The following is a 20,301-nucleotide window of genomic DNA, read 5'->3' as shown; positions in this document are numbered from 1 at the left end:
CTGCGCTGTCAACTCGCTGATCGTAATGGCCTTGTGACGTGGCGTCATGAGGTTTAGAAGCGTCCACCCCGTCGCAGCCCCGTCACAGCAAGGACGGCACCTGGTCCGCCGAGACGGACCGCGCCGCCCGCTCCAGCGCACTGGCCAGCAGGGCCAGGTCCGTCGGCCCGTTCCCCAGCTCGCGCACGGGCCTGCGGGCAGGCGGGTCCCCCATCCGCTCCCACTCCAGCGGAACCACCGTGGGCCGCAACGTCGCCGTACGGGGAATCCGCCCCGTCACCCGGCCCGCCTGGAAGGCCGTGGCCCGCCCGTCCGGGGAGCGGAGCTCACCCCGGCCGGGCGCAGGCTCCTCCGGCCCCGAAGCGACCGCGTCGAGGACCACCCGCAACGACGCCCGCTGCCCGAGCTCCGTCTCCGGCATCCGCTCGCTGCGCCCCGTCGTCGCCACCAGATGCACCCCGAGCCGCTCCCCGTCCCGCGCCACGGCCTCCAGTGCGCGGACGACCGAACCGGCCGCGGGCCGGCCGGGCGAGCCGAGGGCGGGGGAGAGCAGCGCGTCGAAGTCGTCGACGAGGACCACGAGCCGGGGCAGCGGCGGCCCCGGCTCCACGCGCTGCCGCGCCGCGGCGGGCCGCAGCCGCATCGTGGCGCTGGGCGGCGGGTCGAGGTCGCCGTCGAGCCCCTGCGCCACCCCGGAAGCGGCCGCGGAGGGCGGCGAGGAGGCGGCCACGGAGGACGCGGCGGCGGACGGCTGCGAGCGCTGCGTCACCATCCGCCCCGCCACCTCCCGCTGCGTGTGCCACTCGGTGAACTCGAGCCTGCCGAGCAGCTCGGACCTGCGCTTCAGCTCGGCGGCCAGGGACTGGGCGAACTCCCGCATGCGGACCGGGTCATTGGCCACGAGGTGCGTGGTGACGTGCGGCAGATCCGTACAGACACCGAGCCCCGTGCCCTGCCGGCCCGCGGTACCGCCCGCTCCGGCCGCTCCGACACCGTTCCGCCCGTCGACGAGCACGATGCCGAGCCGGTCGGGGCGCTCGGCGGCCGCCAGCGAGGCGGCGACGGAACGCAGCAGCTCCGTACGGCCGCTGCCCGCCGGGCCCTCCACGAGCAGATGCGGCCCGTCGGCGGCGAGATCCGCGACGACCGGCCCGCGCGGACCCGCGCCGAGCACCGCCACGGCGCGCCCGCCGAGCGCCTCGGGGTCGTCGGCGGCCGCCGCCCACCGCGCCATCAGCGAGGCGGGCGTGGCCCTGGCGAGCCCCAACTCGTCGAGCAGCCGCGCCGACTGGGGCAGCGGCGCGGACACGCGCGCGTGCCCCTCACCGGCCGTGCCGTCCGTCCGCAGCGGCGCCAGCGCCCGAGCGAACCGCTCGGCCCAGGCCGCCGACACGGCGTCCACGGCGGCGACGGTGCCGTGCCCCGCGGGGCGCCCGCCCGCCGTCCGCATCAGCCGCAGCGCGGTCGCCACGTCACCGCTGAGGAGCGCGGCGGCACCGCACGCGCGGAAGGCCGGCGTCACCGCACAGGCGGCTTCGTACGTGTCCAGGACAGGGGAGGCGGGTGAGGCCGCGACGGTCTCGGCGAGGCACACGACGTGGATCCCGGCGCGCGCTCCGTCGCCGGCGAGCCGGACGGTGGCCTCGCGCAGCCCGGCGGCACCGGGGTCGCCGTCGACCACGACGACCGTACGGGCACCGGCCTCCGGTCCTTCCGCGCCGTACGCACCGCCGTCGGCGATGCGGTCGTCGAGGCGGCGGATCAGCTCGTCCGTGCGGGCCACCGCCTGGTCGCGGTCGTAGGCGAGGAGGAGCCGGCAGTCCTGGCCGTGCGTGGGCCGCAGATGGGGCAGCCAGCCGAGCCAGGCCCACTCGGCGGTGCGCTCGGCCACCGGACGCGCCCGGTCCGTGCTGATCAGCACGATCTCCAGGGAGTCCGGCGAGTGCAGCGCGGCGAGCTGGGCGACGACCGCCCTGGCCAGGCCGGTCAGCCGGTCACGGGGGCCGGCGAGCCCCAGCGAGCCCGCCTCCCGCAGGCCGACCGTGACGGGCACGGCGGGCAGCAGCTCGTCCCGCCCGTCGGCGCCGGGCAGCGTCCGGTCGACCGTGCCGAGCCGCACCGCGAGCGCCTCGGGGTGGCCGGTGCCGCGCTCCCAGAGGCGGGGACCTGGGCCGAGCGCGGTGAGCAGCAGGGTGGCGGGATCCGGCCACGACTCGGGCGTTCGGGCAGCGGCGGTTATGGCGAGGTCCTCGGGGGAGAGCTCCAGGGGCCCGCCGCCGGTGGCGCCGAGGCCGGCGTCCGCGAACGCCCCGTACCGGTCCTCCTGGTCCTCGTACTCCTCGGGTGCTTCGGGTCCGTCGTACACGTCGTACGCATCGGGCGTCCGGCCGCCGTCCCGGCCCCCGGCCAGCCGCCGGGCCCAGGCGGAGAGGCCGCCGCGCCTGCGCAGGCCGCGCGGCACGGTCGTCCCGCGCGCGGGGGTCCCGGTGCGGGACTGCTCGGCGTCGGGGGCGCCGCCCTGGTGCGGCACGAGGGGCGCGTCGGAGCCGGCGGGCGCCCCGTGCGTCCCGTGCGCGCCGGGTCCGGGCGCTGGCCGGTTCTCGTACGTTCCCTGCGCGCCGTACGCCCCCGACGTGCCGTACGCCCCCGGTGCCCCGTACGCCCCTTCGCTGCCGGTGCCGCCCGCGGCGCCCCAGCCCGCCGAGCCGTACGCGTGGTGGGTGGCGGTGGCCGCCGGGGCCGCCTCTCCGAGGGTGGGCGGCGGCGCTCCGGCGGGCCGCACGCGCACGTGGCCCTCGCCGTCCGGGGCCGTCGCGAGCGCGCCGCCCGCGCCGGGCACCGGGCCGCCCCTGCCGTCCGTCAGGCGGAGCGCGGACTCGCCGATGCGCAGGAGGGAGCCGGGGGAGAGCCGGACCGGGCGGTCGGTGATCTCCCTGCCGTCCACCGATGTGCCGTTCGTCGAGCGCAGGTCCGCGACCGTGACGCGGCCGTCCGCGTCGAGCGTGACCGCGCAGTGCAGCCGGGAGACGTCCGGGTCGTCCAGCGGCACGTCCGCCTCCGCGGAGCGGCCCACCCGGATCTGGCCGCCGTGCAGCAGATGGACACCGCCCGCGTCGGGCCCCGCCACCACGTGCAACTGGGCGGCCGCCGCGGACAGTTCGGGACCCGGCTCGGCGGGGGCGCCCAGCGAGAGCACCGCGCCGTCGATCAAGGGGGGCTCGCCGAGCGTGCAGCGCTGGGCGTCAAGGCGGTCCGGGCCCGCGTACAGCACGAGGGGGGCCTCGCTGCCCGCCACGGTCGTGGCGAGACCGGAGACCACCGCGGCGAGCGCGGTCCCCGCGGGGGCGGTGACCAGGACGTCACACGCGCCGTGCGCCCCGGTCCCCGCCGGGGGGCGGCCTTGCTGCTCGGGCTGGCCGCTGCGCGGCCCGAGGACGGTCAGCCGGATCTGCATCGCCGTCAGCGGTCCCTTCTGCGCTGGGCGCCCGGCACGGGGACACGCGCTGTGATTCCCCCCACCGCACACGGGCACGTCGGCCAGTACTGGAGGCATCCTCGCACCTGCCGCTGACAACACGCCCGGCGGCCACCTGTAAGTGATCTTGATTGGTCGGCTCTGCTCGGAAAAGTGCCTGCTTGGACCGTTGCGTATAAGTGCGGGGGTTCTTCGAAGAAGGTCAATTCGGGACCACTCGGCAACCAATGGCCACGGGCGAGCGTCTTTCCACCGAACAGCGATCCGGAACGCCCCGGAAAGAAAAGGCCGAGAGGAATCCGACCGGCCGGTGCCCAGTTCGACGGCACTACAGTGGGACGGAACATCTTCGTGTCACCTTCGGACAGACCCCCGGACAGGACCAGCGTCCGGACGGGACCAGCCAGACCAGCAGGGAGCGCATGACGTGCGGCCGGTAGGCAGCAAGTACCTGCTCGAGGAGCCGCTCGGGCGCGGCGCCACGGGCACCGTCTGGCGAGCCCGCCAGCGGGAGACCGCGGGCGCCGAGGCGGCCGTTCCCGGCCAGCCCGGCGAGACGGTCGCGATCAAGGTCCTCAAGGAAGAGCTCGCCAACGACGCGGACGTCGTGATGCGCTTCCTCAGAGAGCGGTCCGTCCTGCTCAGGCTCACGCACGAGAACATCGTCCGCACGCGTGACCTGGTCGTCGAGGGCGACCTCCTCGCCCTGGTCATGGACCTCGTCGACGGCCCCGACCTGCACCGCTACCTGCGCGAGAACGGCCCGTTCACGCCGGTCGCCGCGGCCCTGCTGACCGCCCAGATCGCCGACGCGCTCGCCGCGAGCCACGCCGACGGCGTCGTGCACCGCGACCTGAAGCCCGCCAACGTCCTCCTCAAGCAGGACGCCCACGGCATGCACCCGATGCTCACCGACTTCGGCATCGCACGCCTCGCGGACTCCCCGGGCCTGACCCGCACCCACGAATTCGTCGGCACGCCCGCGTACGTCGCGCCGGAGTCCGCCGAGGGCCGCCCGCAGACCAGCGCCGTGGACATCTACGGCGCGGGCATCCTGCTGTACGAGCTCGTCACCGGCCGCCCGCCGTTCGCCGGCGGCTCCGCCCTCGAAGTCCTGCACCAGCACCTCAGCGCCGAGCCGCGCCGCCCCTCGACCGTCCCCGACCCGCTGTGGACGGTCATCGAGCGCTGCCTCGACAAGAACCCGGACCGCCGCCCCAGCGCCGAGAACCTCGCCCGCGGCCTGCGCGCCGTCGCCGAGGGCGTCGGCGTGCACTCCACCCCGGCGCAGATCGCCGCCGCGGAGGGCGTGGGCGCGCTCCTCATGCCGGACCCCTCGCCGGCCCACGTCCCTCAGACCCCTGGCGCGGCCGACCCCACCCAGGTGCTGCCGAGCAACGCGGGATCGTACGACCCGAACGCCGCGACCAGCGTCATGCAGAGCACCGGCGGCCACACCCCCGGCTCCCCGGACGCCGACCCGACGTCCGTGCTGCCGAACCGCGGCGGCAACGCCGACCCGACGGCCGTCATGCCGCCGGTCCCGCCGAACGGCCCCGGGGCGGACCCGAACGACCCGCACCCCTGGCAGAGCCAGATGGCCGCGGCCCGCGACCGCAACGAACAGACCCAGTACCAGGCGTACCTGGACCCCGAGCAGGACCCGCTGCGCCGCCGTCCCCAGCGCCAGGTGGCCCGGCCCCAGCAGCAGCCGCCGCAGCAGCAGCACCCCCAGCAGTACGCGCCGCAGCAGCAGCGCGGCCAGCGCAACCAGCGCGGCCAGGGCCAGCAGTACGCGCCCGCGCCCCAGCAGCACCAGCCCCAGCACCAGCCGCAGCAGTACGCGGCGCCCCCGCAGGCGCCGCCGCCCCAGCAGCCCGCCCCGCGTCCCGCGCGGGAGCCGCGCGAGCCGCGTCAGCCCAGGCAGCGCAGCGCCAACCCGATGAAGATCCCGGGTCTCGGCTGCCTCAAGGGCTGCCTCTTCACGATCGTCATCCTCTTCGTGGCGAGCTGGCTGATCTGGGAGTTCAGCCCGCTCCAGGACTGGATCGGTACGACGAAGGGGTACTGGGAGCAGCTGACGGACTGGTACAACACGGTCAGCGACTGGATGGGCAAGATCGGCGGCAAGTAGCGCGCGCTCAGGCGGTTCTGTGGATTTGTCGACATCTGCAGAGTGAAATCCGCTCCCGGAGTGAAGGTTGGCGGCAAGGCCGCGTAGTTTTGTCGCCAACACGCATCCGTAGGAGCAGTCTTGACGCGCAAGATCGGCAGCCGGTACACCGCCCACCAGATCCTGGGCCGTGGCAGCGCCGGCACGGTGTGGCTCGGTGAGGGGCCCGAGGGTCCCGTCGCCATCAAGCTGCTGCGCGAGGACCTGGCGTCCGACCAGGAGCTCGTCGGCCGCTTCGTCCAGGAGCGCACGGCTCTCCTCAGCCTCGACCACGCGCGCGTGGTGGGCGTCCACGACCTGGTCGTCGACGGCAACGACCTCGCCCTCGTCATGGACCTCGTCCGCGGCACGGACCTGCGCACCCGCCTGGAGCGTGAGCGGCGCATGGCCCCCGAAGCCGCCGTCGCCATCGTCGCGGACGTCGCGGACGGCCTCGCCGCCGCGCACGCCGCGGGCATCGTGCACCGCGACGTCAAGCCCGAGAACGTCCTCCTGGACATGCAGGGCCCCCTCGGCCCCGGCGGCGCCCACCCCGCCCTCCTCACGGACTTCGGCGTCGCCAAGCTGATCGACTCCCCGCGCAGGACCCGCGCGACGAAGATCATCGGTACGCCGGACTACCTCGCCCCCGAGATCATCGAAGGCCTGCCCCCGCGCGCGGCCGTCGACATCTACGCCCTCGCCACGGTCCTCTACGAACTCCTCGCCGGCTTCACCCCCTTCGGCGGCGGCCACCCCGGCGCGGTCCTGCGCCGCCACGTCACCGAGACGGTGGTCCCCCTCCCCGGCATCCCCGAGGAGCTCTGGCAGCTCCTCGTCCAGTGCCTGGCCAAGGCGCCCGCGTCCCGGCTGCGCGCCTCCGAGCTCGCCGCGCGCCTGCGGGAGCTGCTTCCGCTGGTCGCGGGGATGCCGCCGCTGGACGTCGACGAACCGGACACGGAGTCCTCCGGGACGGAGGAGCCCCACGAGACTTCCGCCTCCGCCCTGCCTCCCTCCTCCGAACCCCGGGAGGCGGCTCCCCGGCGGGGCGCGGTCCCCCTCGTCCCCGGCTCTGCGTCCGCCGACTCCAACCGCGACACCCACACGTCCATGCGGGTCCCCGGCCCCGACGAGCTGGCCGGTGGCGCCCGCGGCACGGCCCGCGCCCCCCGCGCCGCAGGCGCGGCCCGCCCCGGCTCCGCCAAACACCGCTCCTCGACCCGCCGGCGCAGGATCACGCTGGGCGTGGTGGGCGCGCTCCTGGCCGCTGCGGCAGGCCTCGGCACATGGGCGGCCACGTCCGGCGACGACGATGCCCCCACCGCCCCCGACAGCAACAACTCGGCCCCCCCGACGCCCTGACGCACCCGCCCACCCGCCACCGAAGACCGCCGCGCCCGCCGGTGGGGGCTGCCCCTGTCCCGCCGCTGCGCGGCGGATGCCTCCCACCCGCCCGCCCGTTTGCCCCGCACCGAGTCGTGCGGGTAGCCCGCCCGGGCCGGCGTGTGCGTCGGCGTCCCGCCGGTGGGGGCTGCCCCTGTCCCGCCGCTGCGCGGCGGATGCCTCCCACCCACCCACCCGTTCGCCCCGCACCGAGCCGTGCGGGTAGCCCGCCCGGGCCGGCGTGTGCGTCAGCGTTCCGCCGGTGGGGGCCGTTCCTGTCCCGCCGCTGCGCGGCGGTTGCCTCCCTCCCACCCACCCGTGCACCCCGCACCGAGTCGTGCGGGTAGCCCGCCCGGGCTGGCGTGTGCGTCGGCGTCCCGCCGGCGGGGGCTGTCCCTGTCCCGCCGCTGCGCGGCGGATGCTTCCCACCCGCCCGCCCGTTTGCCCCGCACCGAGTCGTGCGGGTAGCCCGCCTGGGCCGGCGTGTGCGTCGGCGTTGCGCCGGTGGGGGCTGTCCCTGTCCCGCCGCTGCGCGGCGGCTGCCTCCCACCCACCCACCCGTGCACCCCGCACCGCGTCGTGCAGGAAGCCCGCCCGGGCCGACGCGCCCGCCCCTGTCCCGCCAGCGGCCCCCGCCCCTGCGGCCCGTTGTGGTGTGGGGGGAACGGGCAGGTGGGCGAGGGCGCCCTACCGGTCTGCGGAAGGGAGGGGCTGGCCGTTCCTACGGCCCGTTGCGGTGCGGGGTGCACGGGTGGGTGGGTGGGAGGTGTCCGCCGCGAAGCGGCGGGACAGGGACAGCGCCCCACGGGCGACCGGGACAGGACAGCGCCCCACGGGCGACCGGGACAGGACAGCGCCCCCGGCGACAAGCCGGGCACGAGGGGCAGGGCGGCGGAAGAGACCCCGGCGCCCCGCCGGGACCGGGGCACTTGCCGCAGCCGTTACGCTGGAGTCGTGGCAGTCGTCGATGTTTCCGAAGAGCTCAAGTCCCTCTCCTCGACCATGGAGTCGATCGAGGCCGTCCTGGACCTCGACAGCATGAGGGCCGATATCGCCGTGCTCGAGGAGCAGGCGGCCGCGCCGTCCCTGTGGGACGACCCGGATGCGGCGCAGAAGATCACCAGCAAGCTGAGCCACCTCCAGGCGGAGGTGAGGAAGGCCGAGGCGCTCCGCGGGCGCATCGACGACCTCAGCGTGCTGTTCGAGATGGCCGAGGAGGAGGACGACTCGGACACCCGTGCCGAGGCCGAGTCCGAGCTCACCGCCGTCAAGAAGGCGCTGGACGAGATGGAGGTCAGGACCCTCCTCTCCGGGGAGTACGACGCCCGTGAGGCCGTCGTCACCATCCGCGCGGAGGCCGGCGGCGTCGACGCCTCCGACTTCGCGGAGAAGCTCCAGCGGATGTACCTGCGCTGGGCGGAGCGCCACGGCTACAAGACGGAGCTGTACGAGACGTCGTACGCGGAAGAGGCCGGCATCAAGTCGACCACCTTCGCGGTGAACGTCCCGTACGCGTACGGCACGCTCTCCGTGGAGCAGGGCACCCACCGCCTCGTCCGCATCTCGCCCTTCGACAACCAGGGCCGCCGCCAGACCTCCTTCGCCGGCGTCGAGATCCTCCCGGTGGTCGAGCAGACCGACCACATCGAGATCGACGAGAGCGAGTTGCGCGTCGACGTGTACCGCTCCTCCGGCCCGGGCGGCCAGGGCGTCAACACGACCGACTCCGCGGTCCGCCTGACCCACCTGCCGACCGGCATCGTCGTCTCCTGTCAGAACGAGCGCTCGCAGATCCAGAACAAGGCGACCGCGATGAACGTCCTCCAGGCGAAGCTCCTCGAGCGCCGCCGCCAGGAGGAGCAGGCGAAGATGAACGCCCTCAAGGGTGACGGCGGCAACTCCTGGGGCAACCAGATGCGTTCGTACGTCCTGCACCCGTACCAGATGGTGAAGGACCTGCGGACGGAGTTCGAGGTCGGCAACCCGGAGTCCGTTTTCAATGGCGAGATCGACGGTTTCCTGGAAGCCGGAATTCGCTGGCGCAAGCAGCAGGAGAAGTAAATAGCGCCGGAAACGGCTTTATCGACAAGGCAACTGCTGCCCCAAGGGCGGCAGTTGCCTTTTGCGTCACAGTCAGATGTCCGTACGACGGTCAACTCCCCCAATTTCGGACATCGCGCCCGCAACGACCTTGACGCTGCTGTGAAAAGTGGAAAGGCTAGCGCGCGGCGTGCGTATTTCTGGGGCGCGTGGGATCCGTGGGGGCCGAAGGCTGATGGTGATGCCTGATCGAACGCCCCCGGCGAACGCAGCCCCGGACGCTGCCTCACTGACGATTCAGCTACTGGGGGTAGCAACCAGATGACGAAGAAGACGCGGATCCGTGTCGCGCGAATAGCTGCCGGCGCGGTGATCGCCGCCGGTGCCTCGCTGACCGCCGCGGGTGCCGCTTCGGCCCTCGACGTCGGTGTCGAGCTCGGCGGTGTGGGCGCCGGCGCTCACGCCGACGAGAGCGGCGTGGGCGTGGACGTGGACCTGGATCCCGCAGACGGCCCGGACGGCCCCGGTGACCCGAACCCCGGGGACCCGGACCCCGAGGACCCGACCGACCCGCCGGAGCCCACCGAGGAGCCCACGGAGCCCACCGAGGAGCCGACGGACCCCGAGATTCCGACCGAGGAGCCCACGGACCCGGAGATCCCGACCGAGGACCCCACCACCGACCCCACCACCCCGGATGACGAGAACGGCAACGGCGGTGGCAACGGCGGCGGTGACAACGGCGGCAACGACACCGACCCCGCCGGCGGCTCCGTCCCCGTCGAGCAGGGCAAGGGCAAGGACAGCCTGACCGACACCGGCTCCCGGCCGGTCGAGCAGGGCGGCAACAACGCCCAGCCGGCGGCCGACAAGGGCGAGCTGGCCGAGACCGGCGCCGCCGAGACCACGTTCCTGCTGATCGGCGCCGCGACGATGATCGCCGGCGGCATCGGCTTCCGCGTCCTGCCGCGCCTCGTCGGCAACCGCGGCGTCGCCGCCTGACCGAGGCAGTGCCGTACGCCACGTGGGCATGAAGTACGCCACATAGGCACGAAGCACGCCACGTACGCGTGAAAAAGGGCCCGGAGCTTCACGAAGCTCCGGGCCCTTCCGCGTCGTCTCCGCGCCGTCCGTGCCGGCTTCGTGACGCTTCGCGACTCTCTGTGTGCCGCCCCGCGGGGCCGCGCTTCTAGGCGGTCTGCTGCGCCAGCAGCACGACCGCCGCGATCAATACGACGAGCAGCGCTATCAGTGCCGCGGGATTGAGCCCCGCGAAGGGCCCCTCCTGCTGCAGACGCTCGCGATTGGCCCGGCACACGGGGCAGCGGCCTTCATTCACGGGCGCTGCGCAGTTCGCGCATACCAACCGATCCAGGGTCATGCGCTTCTCCTCCCGCACAGTCTCAGCCTGCCCAACGCTGGGGGGAACCCAATCGTTCCCCTTACCACTGTGCCAGCTTCCGCGGATTTCGGCGCGGCCCACCGCTTCACCACGGTTTCCGCCCCCAGTGCTACCGTGACAATCCGCGCAACTCAGGACGCCGACTGCGCTCGCACACCGCCTTCGCGTATGGTCACGCTCACCTACCCCCGGCAACCCGTGGTGCATCCGTGATCCGATTCGACAACGTCTCCAAGGCCTACCCGAAGCAGACCCGCCCAGCGCTCAGGGACGTCTCCCTCGAGATCGAGAAGGGCGAGTTCGTCTTCCTGGTGGGATCCTCCGGCTCCGGAAAGTCCACTTTCCTGCGGCTCGTCCTGCGCGAGGAGCGCACCAGCCACGGCCAGGTGCACGTCCTCGGCAAGGACCTCGCGCGCCTGTCCAACTGGAAGGTGCCGCACATGCGGCGCCAGCTGGGCACCGTCTTCCAGGACTTCCGCCTGCTGCCCAACAAGACCGTCGGCGAGAACGTCGCCTTCGCGCAGGAAGTCATCGGCAAGTCCCGCGGCGAGATCCGCAAGTCCGTGCCCCAGGTCCTCGATCTCGTGGGCCTCGGCGGCAAGGAGGACCGGATGCCGGGCGAGCTCTCCGGCGGTGAGCAGCAACGCGTGGCGATCGCGCGCGCGTTCGTCAACCGCCCCAAGCTCCTCATCGCCGACGAGCCGACCGGCAACCTCGACCCGCAGACGTCCGTCGGCATCATGAAGCTGCTCGACCGGATCAACCGGACCGGCACCACCGTCGTGATGGCCACCCACGACCAGCAGATCGTGGACCAGATGCGCAAGCGGGTCATCGAGCTGGAGAAGGGCCGTCTCGTGCGCGACCAGTCGCGCGGCGTCTACGGCTACCAGCACTGACACCCGTCTCGCCCGACCGCTGTCTGTTCCACCTGATCCACTGAAAGGCCGCCATGCGCGCCCAGTTCGTCCTGTCGGAGATCGGCGTCGGTCTCCGCCGGAATCTCACGATGACCTTCGCGGTCATCGTCTCCGTAGCGCTTTCGCTCGCCCTCTTCGGCGGTTCGCTGCTCATGCGCGACCAGGTGAGCACGATGAAGGGCTACTGGTACGACAAGGTCAACGTCTCGATCTTCCTGTGCAACAAGGCCGACGCCGAGCAGGACCCCAAGTGCGCCAAGGGCGCCGTCACGAACGAGCAGAAGGACCAGATCCTCGGCGATCTGAAGAAGATGCCCGTCGTGGACAAGGTCACGCACGAGACGGCGGACGAGGCGTACAAGCACTACAAGGAGCAGTTCGGCGACTCCCCGCTGTCCAGCTCCCTGACGCCGGACCAGATGCAGGAGTCGTACCGCATCAAGCTGAAGGACCCGGAGAAGTACCAGGTGGTCGCGACCGCCTTCTCGGGGCGTGACGGCGTGCAGTCCGTGCAGGACCAGAAGGGCTATCTGGACAACCTCTTCGGGCTGTTGAACGGCATGAACTGGGCGGCCGTGGCGGTGATGGCGCTGATGCTCGTCGTCGCGCTGATGCTGATCGTGAACACCGTGCGCGTCTCGGCGTTCAGCCGCAGACGGGAGACCGGCATCATGCGGCTGGTCGGCGCGTCCAGCTTCTACATCCAGATGCCGTTCATCATGGAGGCCGCCGTCGCCGGCCTCATCGGCGGGGCGCTCGCCTGCGGAATGCTGCTGGTCGGGCGGTACTTCATGATCGACCACGGTCTCGAGCTCTCCGAGAAGATCAATCTGATCAACTTCATCGGCTGGGACGCGGTCCTCACCAAGCTGCCGCTGGTGCTCGCGATCGGCCTTCTGATGCCCGCGCTTGCCGCGTTCTTCGCGTTGCGCAAGTACCTGAAGGTGTGACAAGAGCCGCCAGTGTGTGGGGGCGTCGTACGGTTCAACCAACCGTACGGCGCCCTTCGTTGTCCTAGACTCACCGTCATGTCAGGCCTCGACCGGTTCGCCGATCGGATCTCCGCGCCCCGCCGCATCCGCCGCGGGGCGACCCTGACATTGGTCTTCGCGAGCGTGCTCGTCACCGGGGCCGCCACCGGCTCCTGGAGCGACGCCGCGGACGACGGCCGAAATGCCCCTCCTCCTTCGGTGCGTTCGGACGCCTTGCCTCCGCCGGAGCGTGACGACGACACCGCCGAGGAGGCCGCCGACGCCGCTGCGGAGGCCATGGCCGACGGCAAGTCCGCGAAGAAGGCCGCCGAGGAAGCCGTCAGCCGCAGCGGGGACCGCTGGGGGTCGGTGTACTCGCCGGGGGAGTTCCAGGAGTTCGAGAAGGCCCTCGGCGGTGGTTACACGGGCGTCGGGCTGTGGGCCCGGCGCGCGGCCGACGGGCGCATCGAGGTCTCCCGGGTCCAGAAGGACGGGCCCGCGGCCCGGGCCGGGCTCCGCGAGGGCGACCGGCTGCGCTCCGTGGACGGCAGGCGCGTCACCGGCCGTCCCGTCACGGAGGTCCTCTCCCTGCTGCGTGGCGACCGCGCCGGCACTCCGGTCACCCTCGGTGTGCAGCGCGGCACGCGCGCGTGGCACGAGACGGTGCGCAGGGCGCACCTCTCCACGGACCCCGTCACGGTCAGCCGGCTGCCCAGCGGCGCCGTCCTGATCAAGGTCGCGGCGTTCACCAAGGACTCCGGAGAGGCCGTGCGGGCCGCGGTGCGCGAGGCGCCCGAGGGTGCCGGGATCATGCTCGACCTGCGCGGGAACTCCGGAGGTCTCGTCTCGGAGGCGGTCACCGCCGCGTCCGCGCTGGTCGACGGCGGCCTGGTCGCGACGTACGACGTACGGGGCGAGGAGAAGGCGCTGCACGCCGAGCGGGGCGGCGACACGGGCAGACCGGTGGTCGCGCTCGTCGACGGCGGCACGATGAGCGCGGCCGAGCTCCTCACGGGCGCTCTCCAGGACCGCGGCCGCGCGGTCGTGGTGGGCTCCAGGACCTTCGGCAAGGGCTCGGTCCAGATGCCGAGCCGGCTTCCCGACGGCTCCGTCGCCGAGCTGACCGTCGGCCACTACCGCACCCCTTCGGGGCGGACGGTGGACGGCCGGGGGATCACGCCGGACCTGGAGGCCGAGGACGGGGCCGAGAAGCGGGCCGAGACAGTATTGACTGGCCTCGGACCCCCCTCGTAGTGCGAAAATGGCCGCACTATGGCGAAGGAAAAGGTAAAGCGCAAGGCCGCGAAGGCCAATGAGAAGGCCCCCGCCCGGAAGATGGTCGCGCAGAACAAGAAGGCGCGGCACGACTACCACATCCTGGACACCTACGAGTGCGGCCTGGTGCTGATGGGCACCGAGGTCAAGTCGCTGCGTCTTGGCCGGGCCTCCCTGGTGGACGGCTTCGTGCACATCGACCACGGCGAGGCGTGGCTGCACAACATCCACGTGCCGGAGTACGTGCAGGGCACCTGGACCAACCACTCCGCCACGCGGAAGCGCAAGCTCCTGCTGCACCGGGCGGAGATCGACAAGCTGGAGTCGAAGTCCAAGGAGACGGGCCACACGATCGTGCCCCTCGCCCTGTACTTCAAGGACAGCCGGGTCAAGGTCGAGATCGCCCTCGCCAAGGGCAAGAAGGAGTACGACAAGCGGCAGACGCTCCGCGAGAAGCAGGACACGCGCGAGACGAACCGCGCGATCTCGGCGGTGCGGCGGCGCCAGGGCATCGCCTAGCGGCCGGTCGCAGGGCCGCAGGAATAGGCTGGCATCGTCGTGCGTTGGTCACGTACGATGGGTCGTGCTCCGCTGGTGACGGGGCAGGACGGACCGAAGAGCCACTGCGAAGTGGTTCGGAAGGTCCAGTTGAAAAATCAACATGGGGATGATCGGTTTCGACAGCGGATGTCGAAGCAGGGGAAGCGTGTCGAGGAAGCGGCAATGATCTCGTAAACCATATGTCGCAAAAAATAATCGCCAACACCAAGCGCGATTCCTTCGCCCTCGCTGCCTAAGTAGCGACTTGCGAAGTGTCAGCCCGGGGCTGTTCCCGACCCGGATCCTGGCATCAGCTAGGGAACTAAACTTCTAGGCCCGGTCACGGGACCTAGGAGGAAATCAAACAGTGACTGGGCCCGTCGGCGACTTGTTCGCGTGATCGCCGGGGCCGAGAAAATCGCAGCGAACTGCACACGGAGAAGCCCTGATTCTGCACCGTTGGACGCGGGTTCGATTCCCGCCATCTCCACAATTCCCATGTGAGGCTGAAGCCCTCTGGCCCTCCGGCCAGGGGGCTTCTGTCATGCCCCGGGGGCTGTCATGCTCCGGGGTCATGAGTAGACCCGTGAGACGCGTCACCATCCGTATGCGCCACTGGATCTGGCCCGCCGTGCTCGCCGTCGCGGCGACCGGGCTCGCCGTCGGCTCACCGGCCGGGGCGGACGCCGACCGGTCGGGGCTCCCCGAGGCCATCGACACCATCCTGGGCGACCCGCGCATGGAGGGCGGCGTGGCCGGCGTCGTCGTCGCCGACTCCGCGTCCGGCGACATCCTCTACCAGCACCGCTCCAGCGGCCGCCTCATGCCCGCCTCCAACACCAAGCTGCTCACCTCGGCCGCGGCCATGGAACTCCTCGGCCCCGACCACCGGTTCACCACCGACGTCCTCTCCAAGGCACCGCGGCGCGGTCCCGTCCTCCAAGGAGACCTGTACCTGCGCGGCACAGGAGACCCGACGACGCTCGCCAAGGACTACGACCGGCTCGCCTCGAAGATCGCCGACTCCGGGATCCGGCAGGTCTCCGGGCGTCTGATCGCCGACGACACCCGCTTCGACAGCAAACGCATCGGCGACGGGTGGAGCGGCGACGACGAGTCCGCGTACTACGCGGCGCAGATCAGCGCCCTGAGCGTCGCCCCCGACACGGACTACGACACCGGGACGGTCATCGTCGAGGTCGCACCCGGCGCGCGGGCCGGCGACAAGCCGCGCGTCAGCGTGACGCCGAAGACCGACTACGTAGACATCGATCTGCGCGCCACCACCGTCGCGGAGGGCGGCGCCGACACCGTCGCGGTGGAGCGGCAGCACGGCAAGAACACCATCACCGTCAGCGGCACCGTCCCGGTCGGCGGGGGCACCACCAAGGAATGGGTCACCGTCTGGGAGCCCACCGGGTACGCGGCCGCCGTCTTCAGGGACGCGCTCGCCGCGCACGGCGTGCGGGTGAGCGGCCCGACCAGGGCGGGGATCGCCGCGCCCGCGGGCGCCCGGCGGCTCGCCTCGCACGACTCCATGAAGGTCAAGGACCTCATGATCCCGTTCATGAAGCTCTCCAACAACATGCACGCGGAGAGCCTCACCAAGGCCATGGGTCACAAGGCGACCGGGCGGCCCGGGAGTTGGGGCGACGGCATCGCGGCGATCAGCGGCTATCTGAAGACCGCAGGCGTCGACCCGGGCAAGCTGCGCCAGGTGGACGGTTCCGGGCTCTCGCGCAAGGACAACGCCGCGGCGGAGCAGTACGTCAAGCTGCTGCGTTCGGTGAAGGACGAGCCGTGGTTCGCCGACTGGCACGCGTCCCTTCCGGTGGCGTGCGGCCCCGGCAAGTCCGTCGGCGGCACCCTGCGCTCGCGGATGTGCGGCACTCCGGCGGCCCTCAACGTCCGCGCCAAGACCGGGACACTGACGGGCGCGTCCGCCCTCTCCGGCTACGTCAAGGACAAGGACGGGCGCGAGCTGGTCTTCAGCGTCATCCTCAACAACCACCTGGCCTCCTCGGTGAAGCCCGTCGAGGACGCGATCATGGTGACCCTCGCCTCCTCGACCGCGGACAAGGCCGTCCTGGTCAAGCCGCGTTCGACGCGCGCTGCCGGGCGGGACGGCGGCGAGCTGGAGTGTTCGTGGCGCAAGCCTGTGCGCTGCTGAGCAGCAGGGCGCAGCAGGCGGCGGCGACCGGCACTCCGTAGCCCGCGGCGGTGCCCAGGTGCTCCACCGCCCAGCCGCCGCCCGCCGCGCCGCAGGCGATGCCCCCGAGGAGGCCGGTCACGGCGAGGGTCATGCCCTCGTTCAGCCGCCCCTCGGGGGTGCGGTGCTGGACGAGCGTCATGGCGGTGACCATGGCGGGCGCCGTCGCCATCCCGGCGACGAGCAGCGCTCCGGAGAGGGCGATCAGCGAGCCGGTGGCCACTACGGAGAGCAGCGGCAGCGCCATCAGCGCCGCCATCGCCGCGGCGCACATCAGGTGGCGGCGGCCGAGGGAGCCGCCCGCTTTCACGGCTCCGTAGGCTCCGTAGACGAGCCCCGCCACGCAGGAACCCGCTGCCTAGAGCGCGAGGACCGCTCCCGCGGCGGCCTTGTGCCCCTGCATGTCCGCGTAGGCGATGGTGACGACTTCGAGGGAGCCGAAGACGGCGCCCGTGGCGAGGAACCCGATCAGCAGGGCGGGCATCCCGCGCGCGCGGAGCAGCGATGTCGTCCTTGCGGATGAGTCGGTACGCCCCTGGGGCGGCGGTTCCGTGGCCCGCTGGGCGGCGAAGACGAGCACGCCCGTCACCAGCAGGACCACACCGATGAGGGTGCCCGCCTGGGGGAAGAGCGAGCCGCACAGGAACGCGGCGAGGACCGGGCCGAGCATGAAACAGAGCTCGTCGGCGGCCTGTTCGAAGGAGTTGGCGGTATGCACGGCCTGCTGGTCACCTTTGAGGAGGTGTGCCCAGCGGGCCCGGGACATGCCGCCCGTGTTGGGGGTCGTGGCCGTGGCGGCGTACGACGCGAACAGCGTCCAGTCGGGCGCTCCGTAGCGCACGCACAGCAGCAGCGAGAGGGAGCCGAGCGCGGCGACGACGGTGGCGGGCACGGCGACGCGCGCCTGGCCGTGCCGGTCGACAAGGCGTGCCGTCCAGGGCGCCACGACGGCGGTCGCCGCGAGGCCGGTCGCGGTGACGGCGCCGGCCAGGGCGTACGAACCGCGGGCGCCGGAGATCATGATGACGGCGCTCACGCTGAACATGCCCATGGGGAGGCGGGCGATGAGGTTGCCGACGGTGAAGGCGGTGGCGCCGGGTATCGCGAAGAGACGGGCGTAGGGGTTGAGGGGCATGTGGTTACCCTCGCCGGGGGTGGCGGACGGGGTCCAACACCTGTTGGGTGCCGATTCACGCGTCTCCGTTGTAGGTTCCTGCGGTGACTGAGGAACCAGTACCAGGGGTACGCCGTGAGGTACCCGCCGTCGCGCGCCGTGACGTGGAGCCCAGGCTGCTGCGCGCCTTCGTCGCCGTCGCGGAGGAGCTGCACTTCACCCGGGCGGCCAACCGCCTCTACGTCGCGCAACAGGCGCTGAGCCGTGACGTACGCCGACTGGAGCGGGAGTTGGGGGCCGAGCTCTTCGCGCGCACGACGCGGCAGGTCACGCTGACCGCCGACGGTGAGCGGCTGCTGCCGTACGCGCGACGCGTCCTGGCGGCCCAGGACGATCTGCTCGCCGCCGTCACGGGCGCGGCGCGTCCGCTGCTGGTCGACCTGAACAGCCCCGGCCTGGTCTTCGGCCGCATCCTGGAGCGGGCCCGCGAACTGGCCCCGGAGTGCGAGCTGATGGCCCGCTTCGAGAGCGGCCTCACCGGCTCGGCCGCCGACATCGCCGCCGGGCGGCTCGACGTCTCCTTCGGCCGGTTCGCCGGACTCGACCCGGCGCTGCGGGCCGGCCTCGACCAGCAGCCGGTGCGGTACGAGCCGATGGCGGTGCTGCTGCCGGCCGGGCACCCGCTGGCGGAGCTCGACGCGGTGCCACTGGTCGCACTCGCGGGGGAGACGGTCTACGCCGGGGCGGGCAACCCGAAGACTCTGGAGTGGACCGGCCTGGCCCGGCTGCTCTTCGAGGGGCGCGGCATCGAGATCGCGCCACCCGCGCCGCTCGCCGTCGGCGCCGAGGAGTTCGAGCGGATCATGGCGAAGAATCGGCATCCGGTCCTGGCCGTCGTCGACTTCCCGGCCATGCCGGGAGCCGAGCTGCGGCCGCTCGTCGACCCCGTCCCGCTGTCCCCCGTCTCGATGGTGTGGCGAAAAGGCCTGTCTCACCCGGGCGTTACCGCTCTGCGAACAGCGGCTGCGGAGCTCGCGGCCGAAGAGGGGTGGCTGGAGAAGCCGTCGGACGGGTGGGTCCCCGCCGCGGACGCACGCATCATGCAGTTGCACTCATCCTGATGAGCCGGAGCTGACGGGGAACCGTTGACCGGGCCAATGCGTTGCGCGACTGTTACGTGCAACGGGGTGCCCGCAATGGCTTGAAATGCCGCCGTAAATACGGGCGTTCGGCGGTGGTGGCTCGCCGTGCGCGGGGGTGTCGGAGGCGGCGCGATTCGCTCCAGCGAACAACTGCCCACCCCAGGGGCGCCGCGCGCACGGGAATCTGAGACATGCGTACGACAGGCGTTGCAACTGCCAATAGTTGGACGCTGAATGACCGTAACGATCTCGACGCACCCTGTAGCCGACTCCTAAGCTGACGGCTCTTCCCGCCGCTCGCGCCGGACGATCGCCGCGCGGCGGGCCCCCCACCTGAGCCAGGAGATTGCTTTGCTCTACAGGAAGACGGCGCTGCGCGTCGCCGCCCCCGTCGCCGTGCTCGCCCTCGCGCTGACCGCCTGCGGCGGCGGTGACGACGACAAGAAGTCGGCCGACAAGCCGAAGCGTGACGCCTCCACGTCCCAGAACAAGCCCAAGGAGGAGTCGGCGCTGGCTGCCGGCGAGACCACCACGGGCAAGGTGAAGGAGGACAAGGCCACCGTCACGTACGAGGTCGGCGCCCAGAAGGTCGACGTGGGCACGGAGGCCGAGACCAAGAAGCTGGTCTCGGACCCGAAGCAGGCCAAGGGCCTGGTCACGGCGACCGCCCACATGAAGATCACGCACAAGGGTGGCGCCCCGCTCACGGACACCCCCGACGTCCAGGACACCACGGAGATCTACGCGGACGGCACCCGCGGCGGCCTGCTCATCGGCGCCGCCGAGGACGCGCCGGGCTGCGAGGACGAGCTGGACCTCGAGGGCTGGAAGAAGGGCGAGACCCACGTCCTCTGCGAGACCTACCTGATCCCGAAGGGCTCGAAGTCCATCGAGGTCCGCTGGTCCGAGAAGGAGGACGGCTCCCAGGTGAGCTGGAAGTTCGCCGGTAAGTGACGTTCGTTCGACAGCCGGATCTCAGTATCCGACGGTGAAGCGGGCGCGGTGGTGGGCCGGATGTTCCGCCTCGTCCAGGAGGGCGATCGCGAAGTCCTCCATGGAGATGGACGAGGTGCCGTCCGCGTCCACCAGTAGTTCGTCCTTGCCGGTGCGGAACTCGCCCGTGCGGGTGCCGGGTTCGAAGAGGGCCGAGGGGCTGAGGTAGGTCCAGGGGACGTCCGTGTCGGCGGTGCGGAGTGCGTCGTACTGGGCGTTGGATGCCTCGGCGATGTGGCGCCAGGCCGTGGGGACGTACCTCGGGTCGTCGATGGCGAGGACCCCCTGTGTACCGGGGACCGTCAGGCTGCCCGCGCCGCCGATGACGATGAGGCGTACGCCGTCGGCGCGGGCGAGGCCTGCCAGGAGGGCCTTGGTGATGGCCGGGTGCTCGTGTTCGTGGCCGGGGGCGGGTCTGGTCGCGTTGATTATGAGGTCCTGGCCGGCGCTCAACTCGGCGACATGGTCCGGGTTTCCCGCGTCGCCGGTGCGGTGGGCGGCGTCCGGGTGGAGCTCGCTGAAGCGGGCCGGGTCGCGGACGACGGCGGTGACCTCGTGGCCGCGGGAGAGGGCCTCGGTGACGACGCGGCTGCCCGCGTTACCGGCTGCTCCGAAGACGGTGATGCGCATAGGGACGGCTCCTTGAGGACGTGCGTGCGGGCGGGCGGGCGTGGGTGTGGCGTGA

14 protein-coding genes, 1 other RNA gene and 1 pseudogene are annotated in these 20,301 nt (G+C 72.2%); 12 read left to right on the top strand and 4 right to left on the bottom strand.

Annotated features, from left to right (window positions below; translation table 11 throughout):
- Nucleotides 1-82: 82 nt before the first annotated feature.
- The gene (locus ACI2L3_RS35330; protein ID WP_404756517.1) at nucleotides 83-3,454 is read right to left on the bottom strand and encodes an FHA domain-containing protein; all 3,372 of its coding nucleotides are present in this window, start codon (nucleotides 3,452-3,454) and stop codon (nucleotides 83-85) included.
- A gap of 448 nt (nucleotides 3,455-3,902) precedes the next feature.
- Between ACI2L3_RS35330 and ACI2L3_RS35325 the strand changes: the two genes are divergently transcribed.
- From ACI2L3_RS35325 to ACI2L3_RS35310, 4 genes are all read left to right on the top strand, one after another.
- On the top strand, nucleotides 3,903-5,609 hold the full coding sequence (locus ACI2L3_RS35325) for a serine/threonine-protein kinase (protein WP_404756516.1): 1,707 nt from the start codon (nucleotides 3,903-3,905) through the stop codon (nucleotides 5,607-5,609).
- Between the two features lie 120 nt (nucleotides 5,610-5,729).
- Complete coding sequence (locus tag ACI2L3_RS35320) at nucleotides 5,730-6,989, top strand: serine/threonine-protein kinase (protein ID WP_404756515.1); 1,260 nt, start codon at nucleotides 5,730-5,732, stop codon at nucleotides 6,987-6,989.
- Between the two features lie 975 nt (nucleotides 6,990-7,964).
- Nucleotides 7,965-9,071 (top strand): peptide chain release factor 2, encoded by a 1,107-nt coding sequence (gene prfB, locus ACI2L3_RS35315; RefSeq protein WP_362987084.1) that lies wholly within the window; start codon nucleotides 7,965-7,967, stop codon nucleotides 9,069-9,071.
- 300 nt (nucleotides 9,072-9,371) lie between these two features.
- Complete coding sequence (locus tag ACI2L3_RS35310) at nucleotides 9,372-10,052, top strand: LPXTG cell wall anchor domain-containing protein (RefSeq protein WP_404756514.1); 681 nt, start codon at nucleotides 9,372-9,374, stop codon at nucleotides 10,050-10,052.
- Nucleotides 10,053-10,239: 187 nt separating this feature from the next.
- On the opposite strand, the gene ACI2L3_RS35305 is transcribed toward ACI2L3_RS35310, so the two are convergent.
- The gene (locus tag ACI2L3_RS35305) at nucleotides 10,240-10,431 is read right to left on the bottom strand and encodes a hypothetical protein (RefSeq protein WP_362987089.1); all 192 of its coding nucleotides are present in this window, start codon (nucleotides 10,429-10,431) and stop codon (nucleotides 10,240-10,242) included.
- A 230-nt stretch (nucleotides 10,432-10,661) separates the two neighbouring features.
- Here ACI2L3_RS35305 and ftsE point away from each other — a divergent pair, with 230 nt between their 5' ends.
- From ftsE to dacB, 6 genes are all read left to right on the top strand, one after another.
- Nucleotides 10,662-11,351 (top strand): cell division ATP-binding protein FtsE, encoded by a 690-nt coding sequence (ftsE, locus tag ACI2L3_RS35300; protein WP_055569411.1) that lies wholly within the window; start codon nucleotides 10,662-10,664, stop codon nucleotides 11,349-11,351.
- Nucleotides 11,352-11,404: 53 nt separating this feature from the next.
- Nucleotides 11,405-12,322 carry a permease-like cell division protein FtsX gene (gene ftsX / locus ACI2L3_RS35295; protein WP_404756513.1) on the top strand — a complete coding sequence of 306 codons (918 nt, stop codon included), beginning with the start codon at nucleotides 11,405-11,407 and terminating at the stop codon, nucleotides 12,320-12,322.
- A gap of 78 nt (nucleotides 12,323-12,400) precedes the next feature.
- Nucleotides 12,401-13,597, top strand: a complete 1,197-nt coding sequence (locus ACI2L3_RS35290) for a S41 family peptidase (RefSeq protein ID WP_404756512.1) — start codon at nucleotides 12,401-12,403, stop codon at nucleotides 13,595-13,597.
- An 18-nt stretch (nucleotides 13,598-13,615) separates the two neighbouring features.
- Nucleotides 13,616-14,137: an SsrA-binding protein SmpB gene (smpB, locus tag ACI2L3_RS35285; RefSeq protein WP_404756511.1), complete on the top strand. Its 522-nt coding sequence runs from the start codon at nucleotides 13,616-13,618 to the stop codon at nucleotides 14,135-14,137.
- 144 nt (nucleotides 14,138-14,281) lie between these two features.
- Nucleotides 14,282-14,651, top strand: a transfer-messenger RNA (tmRNA) gene (gene ssrA / locus ACI2L3_RS35280).
- Nucleotides 14,652-14,732: 81 nt separating this feature from the next.
- A complete protein-coding gene (dacB, locus tag ACI2L3_RS35275; protein ID WP_404756510.1) occupies nucleotides 14,733-16,328 on the top strand; it encodes a D-alanyl-D-alanine carboxypeptidase/D-alanyl-D-alanine-endopeptidase in 1,596 nt (531 codons plus the stop codon).
- Here dacB and ACI2L3_RS35270 read toward each other — a convergent pair.
- A pseudogene (locus ACI2L3_RS35270) lies at nucleotides 16,249-17,502 on the bottom strand (MFS transporter). The gene dacB and the pseudogene ACI2L3_RS35270 overlap by 80 nt on opposite strands.
- Nucleotides 17,503-17,585: 83 nt before the next feature.
- Between ACI2L3_RS35270 and ACI2L3_RS35265 the strand changes: the two are divergent.
- Both ACI2L3_RS35265 and ACI2L3_RS35260 read left to right on the top strand, forming a co-directional pair.
- Nucleotides 17,586-18,602 carry a LysR family transcriptional regulator gene (locus tag ACI2L3_RS35265; protein WP_404756509.1) on the top strand — a complete coding sequence of 339 codons (1,017 nt, stop codon included), beginning with the start codon at nucleotides 17,586-17,588 and terminating at the stop codon, nucleotides 18,600-18,602.
- A 372-nt stretch (nucleotides 18,603-18,974) separates the two neighbouring features.
- Complete coding sequence (locus tag ACI2L3_RS35260) at nucleotides 18,975-19,577, top strand: hypothetical protein (protein WP_404756508.1); 603 nt, start codon at nucleotides 18,975-18,977, stop codon at nucleotides 19,575-19,577.
- 21 nt (nucleotides 19,578-19,598) lie between these two features.
- Here the strand turns inward: ACI2L3_RS35260 and ACI2L3_RS35255 are convergent, their stop codons facing one another.
- Nucleotides 19,599-20,246: an NAD(P)-dependent oxidoreductase gene (locus ACI2L3_RS35255; protein WP_404756507.1), complete on the bottom strand. Its 648-nt coding sequence runs from the start codon at nucleotides 20,244-20,246 to the stop codon at nucleotides 19,599-19,601.
- Nucleotides 20,247-20,301 lie beyond the last annotated feature (55 nt).

Source organism: Streptomyces sp. NPDC029674, from assembly GCF_044903205.1.
Taxonomy (GTDB): Bacteria; Actinomycetota; Actinomycetes; order Streptomycetales; family Streptomycetaceae; genus Streptomyces.
This window is presented reverse-complemented; position numbering and strand designations above follow the sequence as displayed.